Origin of the sequence: Nitrosovibrio sp. Nv4, from assembly GCF_900215485.1 — a bacterium.
Taxonomy (GTDB): domain Bacteria; phylum Pseudomonadota; class Gammaproteobacteria; order Burkholderiales; family Nitrosomonadaceae; genus Nitrosospira.
In genome coordinates this window covers 85,586-99,077 of the sequence record NZ_OCMZ01000002.1, presented here as the reverse complement: position 1 = coordinate 99,077, position 13,492 = coordinate 85,586, and the positions used below count along the sequence as shown (strand labels likewise).

Genomic DNA, 13,492 nt, shown 5'->3' with positions numbered 1-13,492 from the left:
ATCGCCCGCGCCGCGAAGACAGATGTTTTCGACATAATTGTCCGCGATCAATACGCCCGATTCCTGTGGTTTGTCCCCCCGCAATCTCCGGGTTTCGCTATAATGCCGCTTTGTGAAGGATCAATATCATGCGACTGGTTGAGAAAGCTCTAACCTTTGACGATGTTTTGCTGCTTCCTGCCCACTCCGTAGTCCTGCCGCGCAACGTCAATCTGACTACGCGGCTCACTCGCGAAATTTCTCTGAACATACCGCTGGTTTCCGCCGCCATGGATACGGTCACGGAGGCGCCGCTTGCTATTGCACTCGCTCAGGAAGGCGGCATAGGCATCATCCACAAGAATATGCCGGCAGAATCGCAGGCAGCCCATGTAGCGAACGTCAAGCGATTCGAGAGCGGTGTCGTGAAAGACCCGATCACCATCCCGCCAGACATGACAGTGCGCGACGTACTCAATCTCATCCATAAATACAAAATATCCGGCTTGCCGGTAGTGGAGGGTTCAAAAGTCGTCGGTATCGTCACCAATCGCGATCTCCGCTTCGAAACCAATCTGGATCAACCCATCAAAAATATCATGACGCTCAAAGAGCGGTTGATCACCGTAAATGAAGGGGCCAGCCGTGAGGAAGCAATGACTCTGTTGCACAAATACCGGCTGGAACGCGTGCTGGTGGTGAATGGAGATTTCGAGTTGCGCGGGTTGATTACCGTGAAAGATATTATAAAGACATCGGAGCACCCAAATGCATGCAAGGACGATTTTGGGCGCTTACGGGTAGGAGCGGCAATCGGGGTTGGCGAGGGTAGTGACGAACGCGCAGAAGCGCTAGCGGAAGCAGGCGTGGACGTGATAGTAGTGGATACCGCGCACGGCCATTCCCAGAGCGTGCTTGATCGAGTACAGTGGGTGAAAAAACGGTTTCCCCATATTCAGGTTATTGGCGGCAATATTGCTACTGCAGCGGCTGCCAAAGCGCTGGTTGACCAGGGTGCAGACGCCGTTAAAGTCGGAATAGGCCCTGGTTCGATTTGCACCACCCGCGTTGTGGCGGGCGTAGGGGTTCCGCAGATTACCGCAATCAGGAATGTATCCGACGCGTTGGCAAATACAGGTGTTCCCTTGATTTCCGATGGTGGCATCCGCTATTCCGGCGATATTGCCAAGGCAATTGCGGCTGGAGCCAGTTGCGTGATGCTGGGGGGGTTGTTCGCTGGCACCGAGGAAGCGCCTGGAGAAATCGAGCTATTTCAGGGACGCTCCTATAAGACCTACCGTGGAATGGGATCGCTTTCCGCAATGCAGCAAGGTTCAAGCGACCGCTATTTCCAGCAAGCCGAGCAGGACGCCAGGAAACTGGTGCCGGAAGGCGTGGAAGGGCGGGTTCCTTTCAAAGGCAGCGTTACAGCCGTTATTCAGCAGCTCATCGGCGGCGTACGTTCGGGCATGGGCTATCTTGGCTGCGAAACAATTGACGACATGCATGCTAAAGCCGAGTTTATCGAAATCACCTCTGCCGGTATTCGTGAATCTCACGTCCATAACGTGCAGATTACTAAAGAAGCGCCAAACTATCGCATGGAATAGTTTCTGGTACGAATACGTCGCGCCAGAAACTCGCCGTCGATGATGCGAATAACGCGCTCTCCAGGCACGGCCCGACATTGATTCAGTCTTCTTTTTAATTCCCGCCCGCTTTCTTGTTGTTCGAAGCTGTCATTCACAAAATTGCCGACGCACTGACCATGCATCAGAAAATACTCATCCTCGACTTTGGCTCCCAATATACACAGCTGATTGCCCGCCGAGTCCGGGAAAACAACGTCTACTGCGAGATTCATCCATGCGATATCAGCTCGCAATCTGTCATGGATTTCTCGCCCGTGGGTATTATTCTTTCCGGCGGCCCTGCTTCCGTAGCAGAGGATAAAACGCCGCGCGCGCCGCAAATCGTCTTCGAGTTGGGCGTGCCAGTAATGGGCATTTGCTACGGTATGCAAACGATGGCAGCGCAATTGGGCGGGGCGGTTGAAAATTCCAAAGTGCGCGAATTCGGTTACGCGGAATTGCAAATCAGGGCTCAGACTACCCTGCTGCGAGACATTGATGATCGCACCGATGCAGCGGGCAAACAGGTTCTCGATGTATGGATGAGCCACGGCGACAATGTAACGGCGCTTCCTCCCGGCTTTGAAGTCATGGCAAGTAACGCCGCGACGCCTCTGGCGGCCATAGCGGATGAGAGGCGCAAGTTTTACGGCATTCAATTCCACCCGGAGGTTACACACACCCTGCAAGGCAAGGCTATTATCGAACGCTTCGTGCATGAAATCTGCGGAGCAGGCTACGACTGGAACATGCCCGATTATCTGGAAGAGGCGATCGGCAGAATCCGTTCCGAAGTGGGCCGCGACGAAGTTATTCTGGGTCTGTCTGGCGGCGTCGATTCATCGGTAGCGGCCGCATTGATTCATCGCGCTATCGATAAACAGCTTACCTGCGTGTTCGTGGACAATGGTCTGTTGCGGCTCAATGAAGCCGAGCAAGTAATGGATGCCTTTAGCAGAAATCTGGGTGTAAAAGTCATACACGTCGATGCCGGCGGAGAGTTTCTGAAGCACCTGGAAGGAATTGCCGATCCGGAAATAAAGCGCCGCGTCATCGGTCGGGAATTCGTCGAAGTGTTTCAGCGTGAAGCGGCCAAAATCTCCAATGCCCGATGGCTCGCTCAAGGCACGATTTATCCGGACGTAATCGAATCCGCCGGCGGGAAAACGAAAAAAGCCCACACCATCAAATCGCATCATAATGTTGGCGGATTGCCCGACACGCTGCATCTGAAACTTCTGGAACCTTTGCGGGAATTATTCAAGGATGAAGTGCGGGAACTGGGACTGGCACTCGGTCTTCCGCACGACATGGTCTTCCGCCATCCCTTTCCGGGGCCTGGTCTGGGAGTGCGTATTCTGGGCGAGGTGAAGCGTGAATATGCTCAATTGTTGCGCCGTGCCGATGCAATTTTTATTGAAGAACTGCGTATCTCCGGTTGGTATGAAAAAACCTCCCAGGCCTTTGCGGTATTTCTTCCGGTAAAATCAGTGGGCGTGATGGGCGACGGACGTACTTACGACTATGTAGTAGCGTTAAGAGCGGTGCAAACCGAAGACTTCATGACGGCTCACTGGGCCGAGCTTCCTTACACCCTGCTCGCCAGAATATCCAACCGCATTGTTAACGAAGTACGCGGCATCAACCGCGTAGTCTATGATATCTCGGGCAAGCCGCCCTCGACGATTGAATGGGAATAAAGCATCCGGGTTTTCCCGGATGCTTTTAAACCTGGAACAGAATTCAGGGCGGACTTGAAATGTCGGAGAGCGCTTCCGCCACGACCCCGATATCGGAACCTTCGACGGCAAAATCCCCCAGCGATACAATACCCACTAGCCGTTGATCTGCGTCCACAACTGGCAGACGCCGGATCTGGTGATCGCTCATGATCTGAGCCGCATCTTCTACAGAATCGTTCTCGTCCACCCATATCACCCCTTCGGACATCACATCCCCAACCGGGGTACTGGAATCCTTACCCTCCGCGACCGCCCTGATGGCAATATCGCGATCAGTTATCACCCCGAGTAATTGTTCATCTTCGCCTACAGGTAACAACCCGAAATCGCCATCGCGCATTTCCTGCGCCGCTTCTTCGATCGTGGCGAGGGGGCTGATGGTCTGCACTTCCGAGCTCATTACCTCGCTGATTTTCTGCACTTTAACCTCCTTGTCTAAAGTTCCCTGTTATCGCACGCCCCAAGTGATCAAAGCGGTTTGCGACCACTAATCACTCTAAGCAGAATAACCACGATAGCGATTACCAGAAGAATATGTATGAAACCACCCATGGTATACGAGCTCACTAGTCCTAATAACCACAGGATGACCAAAACGACAGCGATTGTATAAAGCATGATAATTTCCTTTATAGTGAAAATTTATCGGCAAGCGGCTCGGCTGGGACCTGGCTGGATCTGGTGAATGTAGGAACATCGCATTGGTTCCGCCGGGTAGCATCCTGACCGCTTTTGCTGCTTAGTACTCTCTCTTGGCATCGGCTATTGCAGCTGCTTTCGCAGCTTTTGCTTCTTCCACGCAAACATCTTTAGCGTTCCCGTCTTTATCATCACATATCTCTTTTGCCACCCTGAAGTCTGCTTCCGCCTTTGCGGCATCTACTTCGTAGCGGGCTTTCCTGGAGGGTTTGTACCTGGCTTCGAGATCAGCCTTCGCGACTTCTTCCTTCCCCTTGGCTTCAGCAAGGCATATATCCTCGGCATTATCGTCAAGCGAATCGCAGCGCTCCTTGTCCACCTTATATTCACGTTCAATTCGATCAAGATCAGCCCTATATATATCGTATGGCATCTGAGGCTCGGCCACTACGCCGGCACTGCCAGCACTGAACACCAACCCGGCTGCTATCTGAATTACACTCAATTTGCGCATGATTTTCCTTGATTGGTTTGGCCGACACTTAGGCGAAATGCCGCAATTCGCTATGCCTGCTCCCGCTTCAATACTTCGGAGGATATACATCCTTCTGATTTCTTTCCCACTCGGAAATCTGCTCCTCCGCTTCTTCCTTGGTGATCCCATACGACTCCTGGATCTTTCCAGAAAGCTGATCTCGTTTTCCTGCAATAGTGTCAAGATGATCGTCGGTCAGTTTGCCCCATTGTTCCTTCACTTTACCTTTGAATTGCTTCCAGTTACCCTCTATTTGGTCCCAGTTCATTTGAATGCTCCTTATGCGTCAGACGTTAATAAGTAAGTAATAGCGTGTTTTTATTTCTTGACGCTCAGTTCATTGACAACATTCTTGACACCCTTTACTCCTCGCGCAACCTCTGCAGCCCGATCGATTTGAGCCGCGTCTGTCACATACCCGCTAAGCTGGACCTCCCCATCGCGTGTTACGACGGCGACATCGGTGCCATCGACACCTGAATCCCCCAGCAGTGCGGCTTTGACCTTGGTAGTGATGATTCCATCATCTATCTTTTCACCTACCGTGGTATCGGTCGTCTTCAACATCATTTTATTGTCCACGTTTTTTACACCTTCAACGCCGCGCGTAACCGTTATGGCGCGATCGATCTGAGCCTGGGTGTCTACATAACCGCTAAGTTGAACTTCGCCCTTGTGCGTTTCAACTTTGACATCCAGACCCTTGACTTCCTCATCCGCAAGTAGCGCGGACTTTACTTTGGTTGTAATGACGTTATCGTCGACATCGGTTCCGACAGTGGTTTTCGGCTCAGGCGCCGTTTCGGTTTTGACCTCAGGCGCCGCCTCGGGCTTGGGTCCCTTGTCCTCTGTTTTTCCGCAACCAGCCATGGACAAAGCGCCGATGAGGGTGATGGTCAGAACTACTAATTTATTTTGAATATTCATGCCATTTTTCTCCACAGTAGATTTGAATTAATAATTGCCGATGGCTCACAAGCAAATTCATGCTCGGCTCCACACTCCCTATCCGCAGTTTCATGATCGCGATTCTCAAGCAATGGCTCAGTGCGCTGGCGCACATAATTGTAAAAATAGACCGACCCGATCTGATCAATTATGAGGAGTTGGACATGCGCATCGCGACACAATTGGGGAAACCGGGGCTGCATCAGCATAGATGCCCTGAAAGGGCCTATGCTGCATCTACGTTTGAAGGACGGGGGAACAAAAACCTGAAAAACCCTGAACGGGCGGAAAAGGGGGCAGGATGCCTGGGACTGACTAAATCTATCGAGACTGGCGGTAACGGCTACAATTTATTTTCCCTCGAGGCCATTCAGAAAACATCGAAATATCCGTAAATTTCAGGAAGCTCAGCAAATTTCACACCGTATCTACTCAATTTTTCAACATGCTCAGTATTGCTGGTGGCAGTCGAAGCAACAGACTGATTTCCCTGAATCTGGTCGAATACTCCGCCGTTGCCGAAATGCGCGTTGTAGGCCTCCTTCCAGCCGCCAAAAACTTCATCGACCGTGAATAAATCGATAGGGGGAAATTGCATCGCATACTTGGCGGCAACTCTCTCATCGCGAGGGCGATAATAATGTTTGCCCGCGATATCCTGAGCTTTCGTGGTATAGAGGTAATCAATATAGGCTCGGGCAACCTCCCTCATACCTGTGTGATCGGCGACGTCGTTAACTATACTGACCGTGGGTTCGGCCAGGATCGACAGAGAGGGCGTAACCACCTCGAACTTATCGCCGCCTTCTTCGGCAATCAGATGCGCTTCGTTTTCCCAAGCCAGCAGCACGTCGCCAACACCGCGTTCGACGAAAGCATTTACCGATCTGCGCATCCCGGGATCGAGCGACTTGACGTTAGCAAACACTTTTCTGACGAATTCGAGTGCAGTTGCCTCATCGCCGCCTGGTTGTTTGAGTGCGTAGCCCCACGCAGCCAGGTAATTCCAGCGTGCGCTGTCGGAAGTCTTCGGATTGGGTGTGACCACTTCGATCCCGGATCGCGCGAGGTCGTCCCAATCTCTTAGTTTCTTCGGGTTACCCTTGCGCACCAGAAATACGATAGTCGAAGTAAAAGGTGTATTTTGCGGCAAGGCTTCCTGCCAATTAGGCAGTGTGAACTTGCTATTTGTTTTCAACGCATCTACATCATACGACAGGGCAAGCGTTGCCACATTAAGCCCATCCACAGCGGCGCGTATAGGCGCGCCCGATTTGCTTCTGGCTTGTTTGACCGTGACCTCGACGCCTGTCCGCGCTTTCCAGTGTCTGGCAAATGCTTTATTGAAATCTTCATACATCTTTTGGGTAGGATCGGAATTGTCTCTCTCGGAGATACCGTGCAGCGCCGCGAATGCAGCACCTAAACTGAGCAGAATCGCCGCCACTGCAAAAATAAGACGGGAACGATATGAACGCATCTTTATTTCCTCCAGGATAATAAACACCAGAGAAATTTAACATCCGTTTATTTCAGCAGCATTGCATAAACGTGAAGAAATTGAGTAGTTTCATGGCGTCTCCTGGATAAAGAGGGCCGGATACCTGCAGAAAAGGAAGGCTAATCCCGCGGGGCCTCTTCAGTAGCGGCATGAAATAAATGGTGCACCGGGAGCCGTGGCGTATAAAATTTAGTCGTCCAACATTGATGAGAATCGCATACCGAGAAAAACCCTCGTGAATATCAGAAACTTTACCAGTTTTTCCAATGTCGCTCTTGCGTTGCTACTGATAAGTATCGGAGCGCTCGTGTTTCATTCGCTGAACATCCGCGAGGAAATTAACAATGGTGAACGCCATCGATTCCGTGTGATTTTGCTGGTCGATGAGCTGCTTCAAAGCTCTGGAGATCTCACCTATATGGCTCGCAACTATGTGATTACGGAAGACCCGGTGTATGAGCGTTACTATTTCAAAATACTCGATATACGCGACGGCAAACGGCCCCGCCCCCTGAATTATTCCGCGACCTATCTTGTAGCCGCAGACGAAACTTCTGTCATAGAACAGGGTGATACGATTCCATTACTGGAAATGATGCGCCAGGAGGGCTTCAGCGATGAGGAATTTTCCCTGTTGCGAGAAGCGAAGGAGAGCTCGGATAGATTGGTCAAGATCGAAAAAAAGGCGTTTGCGGCCTTGACAGGGCGGTATGACGACGGACAGGGCAACTTTACTGTACATGGTAAGCCCAACCGGGAATTCGCTATCAGCTTGCTGTTTGATAAGCGCTACGTTGCGGGCATCTCCAGCATAATGACACCGATCCGGAAGTTCATGAATTTATTCAATGGACGTATACAGGCAGAATTAAACGCCAGGTCGGCCCGGCTCGAGCGCCAGATGATCTTTGAAATGGTGCTCATCTTCATCGCCCTGCTCGCCACGACAGGCATCATTTTTTATACCCGCCTTGGCATCCTACAGCCCTTGGCGGAGCTTGGCCGTCAGGTGGCTGGTATCACCCGCGGTATCCACCCTAGCCGCTACGGCAAAGCTACGAATAACGAAGTGGCGAAACTCGGCGAAGCATTAGCGCTGGCAGATGCAGAGAAAAGACGGCTTCTTGAGAACGAACGTATTGCCAGGAATGAAGCTGAACGCGCCAGCCAGCTCAAGGACGAGTTTCTGGCAACCCTGTCCCATGAACTGAGAACACCGCTGAATGCGATTCTGGGTTGGTCGCAACTCATCTTGAGCGGAAGCATGAAAAACGAGGACATCCAGCGAGGTCTGGAAACAATCGAAAGAAATGCTCGCGCCCAGAATAAGCTTATAGAAGATCTTCTTGAAATGAGCAGCATAATATCCGGAAAAGTCAGGTTGGATATGCAGCAAGTGGACGTTGCCAGTCTGGTCGAGGCAGCGGTCGAGTCAGTCAAACCGACGGCACAAGCCAAAGGAGTGGCTCTGCAAAAAACAATTGCCCCGAACATTGACCCCGTCACAGGGGATTACAATCGGCTCCAGCAGATCTTCTGGAATCTGCTCTCCAACTCGGTAAAGTTTACGCCCAAAGGCGGCAGGATAGAGATTGTAGTTGAGCAGTTAAACTCCTTGCTTGAAATCAGGATCAATGATTCGGGTCTCGGTATCGCGCCGGAGTTCATGCCTTATGTTTTTGATCGCTTCCGGCAAGGTGACCCTTCACTTACCCGACAGTATGGCGGCCTTGGCCTGGGCCTTGCCATTGTCAAGCAACTGGTGGAGCTTCACGGTGGAACAGTTCGGGCAGAAAGCGCCGGTGTCGGACAAGGCTCATCGTTTACCGTGATTCTGCCGCTTTCCATTGCTGATGATGTGAAAAATGAATTGCCGCCCTTGCGGGAGCACTTTGGTGGAAAAGATGCTTCGCTTGCGGGATTGAAAGTGCTGGTGATTGACGACGAACTGGACGCGCGCGAACTCATCAAGCGAATGTTGACTCAGTGTGAAGCGAGGGTGATCACCGCCGAGGGGGCCATGGAAGGATTGGAGCTTTTGAAAATCGAGAGGCCGGATGTGGTTATCAGCGACATCAGCATGCCGGAAAAAAATGGGTATCAATTCATTGCCGAGGTGAGAAGCCTTTCCGCAGAAGCTGGCGGTAAAACTCCCGCCATCGCACTCACGGCGTTTGCTCGTGCGGAAGATAGAGCCAGAGCCATGAATGCCGGCTATCAGGAGCATCTTCCCAAACCGGTCGGCTCATTTGAATTGATCACGGCCATTGATGCTCTTGTTAAGCAAAACGCAAATGCTGGAAAGAACATCGCACTGAACGGGAAAAAATCGTAACGTAACGCATCCTGTCTCTCAACAATCTGATCTGATCCCAGTTTCAAACAGCTCGATTCCTGTTTCCCGATACCAATTGCCATTGGCATGGTCCGAGCCGCCTTCGTAAAGCAATTGGCTATCCCGAGACTCACATCCCTATTCCTTTTCCGTTCAATCTTTCCTTCATTCTCAATTTACTTAATCATCATATTCTCTTAAAAGAATGATTATGCATTTGGATTAATCATTTCAACTGCATCCGCGCTCCCGCTATTCAAACTCCCGGTTATTGATGCGCCCATATCATCCACTGCGACAATTTGCCACATGCGGCAATATGTCACATTGATTTCTTGATATGAATAATAAATACTCCCTCAATCGGTTCTGCTGATGAGCATGACCGGTATAGAGAGATTATTTTCTACGTTTAACCACCGAGAGACCATATGAAAAAAACACTTCACTACGCATTTTTCGTGGCTGGCATGGCTTCATTGCCGGCCATGGCCCATGTTGGCTATGGCGGTCGCGATTTTGGAACTTTTGATAATACTTACGCCGCTTCCACCCGGCTAGATCAGGCGGTTACCGGAAACTATGGCTGGATAGACGGCACAGATGCCGACTATGGCGACAGTCATAAATTGCGCCCCTACCGCTTCACATTGCTTGAACCGACCGATGTCACACTTGAGTTCGCACAGGCTACCTCCCAGGTTACAGACCACCTTGGCAACGTCTCGATGTCTCAAGTTGGATTGATGCCGGCATTCTCGCTCTACCAAGGACTTGCCCATATGGCCCCGGTGAAGGCAGATCATGACTCTGCCGAAATATCGCTGGCCAATCGTCCAGACAATACGGAAGGCTCATTCAGAGCTTTGACGGACTGGTCGATCGGAAACGATCCAGGCGATCTCAACGGTATCCCGATTCCACCCAGCTTGAGCTTTTTCAAGTATATCGGTCACGCCTATGACGGCACGGGTTTCGGTTCGGACGGCGCACCTGACGGCAAGGTTTCACACACTTTTTCGAATCTCGCTGCCGGGGACTACTCTGTATTCGTGGGAGGCGCTGATTATTTTTCTCAGGATATCACCAACCCCAACCTCCTGACCAAGTATGGCGTTACCGGTACCCTTGTAGCTGGCGTAGTACCTGAGCCACAAACCTACGCCATGTTGCTGGCAGGCCTCGCGTTGATGGGTGTGATCATACGGCGACGATATAGCGGCGCCCCGCCGGCTGAGTCAGCATAAGCTATATTCGCGGGCAAGCCGCTTAAAGTGCAATCTACATCTTCTCCCACATCACATTGGACTGCTTTTTTGCCGCTGCGGTAAGTAATTCGATCAGGGGTAATGCGCGATGGGTAAGACTTACCGTTTGATCATTCGACCCCTCAGCTTCAGGCTCATCGTCCGTTTCCGGCGCTCTCGGCTTTTCGTGCTCAATCGAGCGTTTTAATCGATCAAGCACTGCCGGCACATCTTCGGCCAGTATCGCGCCGGGCACAGTTCCACTGTGTCCCATCATCCTCAACAGGCGGTGCGCGACATCGCCGAACATGGTTATATCGGCATAAGCATCGCTTTTAAATATTATCAGCATAAGAACTCGGTAATGAATAAAGAAATGCTTCTGTTCTGGATAAATCGGAGCCGCGATCAGGCGCCCTGGCATACCCTTGAAGGTTCCATGCTTCAGCTTTCGAACGATTGCTTCAGGGCACCTGCCCTCAGGCATGCGTACCGAGGTTCCGCTGGCGGTAGGCAGCGAAACCGAGAACAAACAGCCCGGCAATGAACATGGCTGTAACCTGCGGCTCCGGCACGGCACTTATGAAGGCGGATGCGAGAAGAGCATGAGCCCGCGTGGTGGGATGAACGCTATCCCAATAAAGATGGCCGTCGGGATTGTCACAAGAAAATACGAGCAGGGAAACACATGGATCTTGAACGTCCGTGAACCCATAATTGACCGGATTCTGGATTATGTCATTCTGGAAAGAATAAGTATCGAACTGATAAATATCCGTTGTAGGAAAATTCGAACTGGCGCTCCCCAACTGCGTTGCCAATTCCGTGTTGAAAACAAGTGAATATGCTCGAGCCTCAAATTCTTCGCCCTCGGATCTTGCAAGCGGTGTATGGCCCAGATCCACGAGATTTGGAACAAGGATATGCCTGGCTCCAGCTGCCGCTAGCGTATTTACATAACCCCCGATATTCTGTGCGGCTGCGACGGGAGAATTATGCGTAAGATAATCGCCCCCTCCGCCCCATACGAGGTACAAGGCGTTTGGATCGGCATTTCCTCCCGAGTCGCTCATATAAAGGTCCAGTTCCTGCTTGATACCTGGCAGGTTAAAAATTCCTGACTCGGTTGCACTGCCTTCATCGCCACTGTTTCCGATACCTGACGTGGCGCCTCCTACGGCGTAGCTGCGGAAATTCGTGCTGGTCACGCCTCCTGGAAAGAGAGACTCCGCCATATATTCGGAGGCGACAGGTCCATTGGAGAGGCGGCCGCCCTCATAAGGTGGACACGGATGAGAAACATCGCAGTTACCGCCCAGGATCTTGTAGATGCTAGTAACAGCAGAGGGACTATCCCCCGCATCCAAAAGACTGTCTCCAAACGTATGGAGACTGGTGAAAGCTGTAGCTGCCCAGACGTTGCTCCCTGCCGACAACAACGCGAAAAGGGCGACAAATGTCATTCGTGCATTCATGATCAACCTCCCCCATCAAATTGGTGACAGAAACCGGCCGGGTAGCCGGATCTAATGCTGATGCAAGAATAGCCGAGACTCAATTTTCCGCGCTGCTTGCTTTATGTGCGGTACCGGACCTGACCCTCATCCACCCTTCGTCTGCTCCTCATGAGCATTCGACGAGAAGGGCCGATTTTAGTCGCGATTCCTCATCAGGAGCCCAATCAGGATACCAACTCCAATTGCCAACCCGACGGTGCGCCACGCATTTTCATGCACATATTCATCGGTTGCCCGTGCCGCGATTTTGGATTTATCGACTACGGAACCTTCAAAATCATGCAAATAATCTTTGGCCAGCTTCAAGTTCTGATCGATCTTGTCGCGCAACACCTGGGCCTTTCCCCCTCCCTCGTTGCTCACAAATTTCATCAGTTCCTCAGTATCGGCAATGACCGATTGAAAATCCTTGATGAGCTTTTCTTTACTATCCTTGGCAGTCCTGGCCATCACAATCCTCCATATAAAATTAACATTGTTGTTATTACCATCCAGTTGCTTGCTGTGCCCATAAAAAAGCATTCTTCAGCATAAACACTGTATAGTCTACGTGCTCAATCCGAGGCACTTCATTCCTCTCACCTCGGCTTACTATCCCCTCAAGAGCGTTTATATCTTCTTTCCTGACATGCGTCTGTCGGGCACCGCACATACGATTTCCAAATTTAGATGTAATATTAAATCGTGCCGTTGCCGTACGTCCCATCCCATTCAACTACCGCACGTGTTGGACAACCATATGTTATCGAGACAAGCAAATAGCGAGGAATGTAATGACATATATTCATACCACTGAGCTGTATACCCCCAAACTTCATACTCCCAAGCAAAACCTGTTTCTGGCTTCTCTCCCCGAGAAGGATTACGAGCGGCTGCAATCGTGCCTTGAACTCGTGTCCCTGCCCCAGGGATGGGCCGTTTATGAAAATGGTGGGGGGTTAGGCCTTGTGTATTTCCCCACCACCAGTATCATTTCCCTGCACATCATTAACGACAAGGGAGAACCAGTGAAGATCGCTGCTATCGGCAAGGAAGGCGTATTCGGCATTTCCATGCTGATGGGGCGAAAAATTACGCCAACCCGGGCAATCGTGCAGAGTGCCGGTTTTGGGTATCGCCTCAAGGCAGCCAATTTACGAAGAGAATTCGAACTCGGCAGCCCGTTGCGTTATTTGCTTCAGCATTACACTCAGCGTCTTGCGGCCAAAATCGCCCAAGCCACAATGCCTGCCATTCACCCGGCTCTCAGACCTGGCATACCTTTGACTGGTTCACCCGCTCCTTTGGCTTGAGGCAGATGTAAATTTGTATTCCCCTTTCGTCAAGGCTGACGTATCCTCCGCTCTTTTCGGCCTTGACTGCCAGGCTTTACCTGCAGCATTTCCGCCTTAGCTTCCTCAACCGCATCCAGTCGGCGA

Annotated in this window: 15 protein-coding genes; 6 read left to right on the top strand and 9 right to left on the bottom strand. The window is 51.3% G+C overall.

Annotated elements, in window-relative coordinates; genetic code table 11:
* Positions 1–128 precede the first annotated feature (128 nt).
* The gene (gene guaB, locus CRO05_RS08470; RefSeq protein ID WP_097066818.1) at positions 129–1,589 is read left to right on the top strand and encodes an IMP dehydrogenase; all 1,461 of its coding nucleotides are present in this window, start codon (positions 129–131) and stop codon (positions 1,587–1,589) included.
* A gap of 158 nt (positions 1,590–1,747) precedes the next feature.
* Positions 1,748–3,310 carry a glutamine-hydrolyzing GMP synthase gene (guaA, locus tag CRO05_RS08465; protein ID WP_097067881.1) on the top strand — a complete coding sequence of 521 codons (1,563 nt, stop codon included), beginning with the start codon at positions 1,748–1,750 and terminating at the stop codon, positions 3,308–3,310.
* A 43-nt stretch (positions 3,311–3,353) separates the two neighbouring features.
* Here the strand turns inward: guaA and CRO05_RS08460 are convergent, their stop codons facing one another.
* The 5 genes from CRO05_RS08460 to CRO05_RS08445 form a co-directional block, all read right to left on the bottom strand.
* Entirely contained in the window at positions 3,354–3,773 is a 420-nt protein-coding gene (locus CRO05_RS08460) for a CBS domain-containing protein (RefSeq protein ID WP_097066817.1), read from the bottom strand.
* Positions 3,774–3,820: 47 nt separating this feature from the next.
* Positions 3,821–3,970, bottom strand: coding sequence for a lmo0937 family membrane protein (locus CRO05_RS15305; protein WP_107758414.1), 150 nt, complete (start codon positions 3,968–3,970; stop codon positions 3,821–3,823).
* A gap of 121 nt (positions 3,971–4,091) precedes the next feature.
* On the bottom strand, positions 4,092–4,505 hold the full coding sequence (locus CRO05_RS08455) for a hypothetical protein (RefSeq protein ID WP_181319758.1): 414 nt from the start codon (positions 4,503–4,505) through the stop codon (positions 4,092–4,094).
* Between the two features lie 67 nt (positions 4,506–4,572).
* Positions 4,573–4,794: a CsbD family protein gene (locus CRO05_RS08450; protein ID WP_097066816.1), complete on the bottom strand. Its 222-nt coding sequence runs from the start codon at positions 4,792–4,794 to the stop codon at positions 4,573–4,575.
* Positions 4,795–4,844: 50 nt separating this feature from the next.
* Positions 4,845–5,453 (bottom strand): BON domain-containing protein, encoded by a 609-nt coding sequence (locus tag CRO05_RS08445; RefSeq protein WP_097066815.1) that lies wholly within the window; start codon positions 5,451–5,453, stop codon positions 4,845–4,847.
* A 59-nt stretch (positions 5,454–5,512) separates the two neighbouring features.
* On the opposite strand from CRO05_RS08445, the gene CRO05_RS08440 reads away from it, so the two are divergent.
* Positions 5,513–5,869: a hypothetical protein gene (locus CRO05_RS08440; RefSeq protein ID WP_097066814.1), complete on the top strand. Its 357-nt coding sequence runs from the start codon at positions 5,513–5,515 to the stop codon at positions 5,867–5,869.
* Here CRO05_RS08440 and CRO05_RS08435 read toward each other — a convergent pair.
* Positions 5,845–6,954: a sulfate ABC transporter substrate-binding protein gene (locus tag CRO05_RS08435; RefSeq protein ID WP_097066813.1), complete on the bottom strand. Its 1,110-nt coding sequence runs from the start codon at positions 6,952–6,954 to the stop codon at positions 5,845–5,847. The two genes, CRO05_RS08440 and CRO05_RS08435, sit on opposite strands and share 25 nt — an antisense overlap.
* A gap of 256 nt (positions 6,955–7,210) precedes the next feature.
* Between CRO05_RS08435 and CRO05_RS08430 the strand changes: the two genes are divergently transcribed.
* Positions 7,211–9,310 carry an ATP-binding protein gene (locus CRO05_RS08430; RefSeq protein ID WP_097066812.1) on the top strand — a complete coding sequence of 700 codons (2,100 nt, stop codon included), beginning with the start codon at positions 7,211–7,213 and terminating at the stop codon, positions 9,308–9,310.
* A gap of 431 nt (positions 9,311–9,741) precedes the next feature.
* Positions 9,742–10,557: a PEP-CTERM sorting domain-containing protein gene (locus tag CRO05_RS08425; RefSeq protein WP_097066811.1), complete on the top strand. Its 816-nt coding sequence runs from the start codon at positions 9,742–9,744 to the stop codon at positions 10,555–10,557.
* A 34-nt stretch (positions 10,558–10,591) separates the two neighbouring features.
* Here CRO05_RS08425 and CRO05_RS08420 read toward each other — a convergent pair whose 3' ends face one another.
* The 3 genes from CRO05_RS08420 to CRO05_RS08410 all read right to left on the bottom strand — a co-directional run bounded on the left by CRO05_RS08420 (position 10,592) and on the right by CRO05_RS08410 (position 12,524).
* Positions 10,592–10,909, bottom strand: a complete 318-nt coding sequence (locus CRO05_RS08420) for a DUF1840 domain-containing protein (protein WP_097067879.1) — start codon at positions 10,907–10,909, stop codon at positions 10,592–10,594.
* Positions 10,910–11,036: 127 nt separating this feature from the next.
* Complete coding sequence (locus CRO05_RS08415; RefSeq protein WP_097066810.1) at positions 11,037–12,032, bottom strand: SGNH/GDSL hydrolase family protein; 996 nt, start codon at positions 12,030–12,032, stop codon at positions 11,037–11,039.
* A gap of 177 nt (positions 12,033–12,209) precedes the next feature.
* Positions 12,210–12,524 (bottom strand): YqjD family protein, encoded by a 315-nt coding sequence (locus tag CRO05_RS08410; RefSeq protein WP_097066809.1) that lies wholly within the window; start codon positions 12,522–12,524, stop codon positions 12,210–12,212.
* Positions 12,525–12,847: 323 nt separating this feature from the next.
* On the opposite strand from CRO05_RS08410, the gene CRO05_RS08405 reads away from it, so the two are divergent.
* Positions 12,848–13,366, top strand: a complete 519-nt coding sequence (locus tag CRO05_RS08405) for a Crp/Fnr family transcriptional regulator (RefSeq protein WP_181319759.1) — start codon at positions 12,848–12,850, stop codon at positions 13,364–13,366.
* Positions 13,367–13,492: the final 126 nt, after the last annotated feature.

Excerpts from the sequence above, each read along its gene's own strand:
- guaB (WP_097066818.1), top strand. The coding sequence starts at position 129 with ATGCGACTGGTTGAGAAAGCTCTAACCTTTGACGATGTTTTGCTGCTT.
- guaA (WP_097067881.1), top strand. The coding sequence starts at position 1,748 with ATGCATCAGAAAATACTCATCCTCGACTTTGGCTCCCAATATACACAG.
- CRO05_RS15305 (WP_107758414.1), bottom strand. The coding sequence starts at position 3,970 with ATGCTTTATACAATCGCTGTCGTTTTGGTCATCCTGTGGTTATTAGGA.
- CRO05_RS08455 (WP_181319758.1), bottom strand. The coding sequence starts at position 4,505 with ATGCGCAAATTGAGTGTAATTCAGATAGCAGCCGGGTTGGTGTTCAGT.
- CRO05_RS08450 (WP_097066816.1), bottom strand. The coding sequence starts at position 4,794 with ATGAACTGGGACCAAATAGAGGGTAACTGGAAGCAATTCAAAGGTAAA.
- CRO05_RS08445 (WP_097066815.1), bottom strand. The coding sequence starts at position 5,453 with ATGAATATTCAAAATAAATTAGTAGTTCTGACCATCACCCTCATCGGC.
- CRO05_RS08440 (WP_097066814.1), top strand. The coding sequence starts at position 5,513 with ATGCTCGGCTCCACACTCCCTATCCGCAGTTTCATGATCGCGATTCTC.
- CRO05_RS08435 (WP_097066813.1), bottom strand. The coding sequence starts at position 6,954 with ATGCGTTCATATCGTTCCCGTCTTATTTTTGCAGTGGCGGCGATTCTG.
- CRO05_RS08425 (WP_097066811.1), top strand. The coding sequence starts at position 9,742 with ATGAAAAAAACACTTCACTACGCATTTTTCGTGGCTGGCATGGCTTCA.
- CRO05_RS08420 (WP_097067879.1), bottom strand. The coding sequence starts at position 10,909 with ATGCTGATAATATTTAAAAGCGATGCTTATGCCGATATAACCATGTTC.
- CRO05_RS08415 (WP_097066810.1), bottom strand. The coding sequence starts at position 12,032 with ATGAATGCACGAATGACATTTGTCGCCCTTTTCGCGTTGTTGTCGGCA.
- CRO05_RS08410 (WP_097066809.1), bottom strand. The coding sequence starts at position 12,524 with ATGGCCAGGACTGCCAAGGATAGTAAAGAAAAGCTCATCAAGGATTTT.
- CRO05_RS08405 (WP_181319759.1), top strand. The coding sequence starts at position 12,848 with ATGACATATATTCATACCACTGAGCTGTATACCCCCAAACTTCATACT.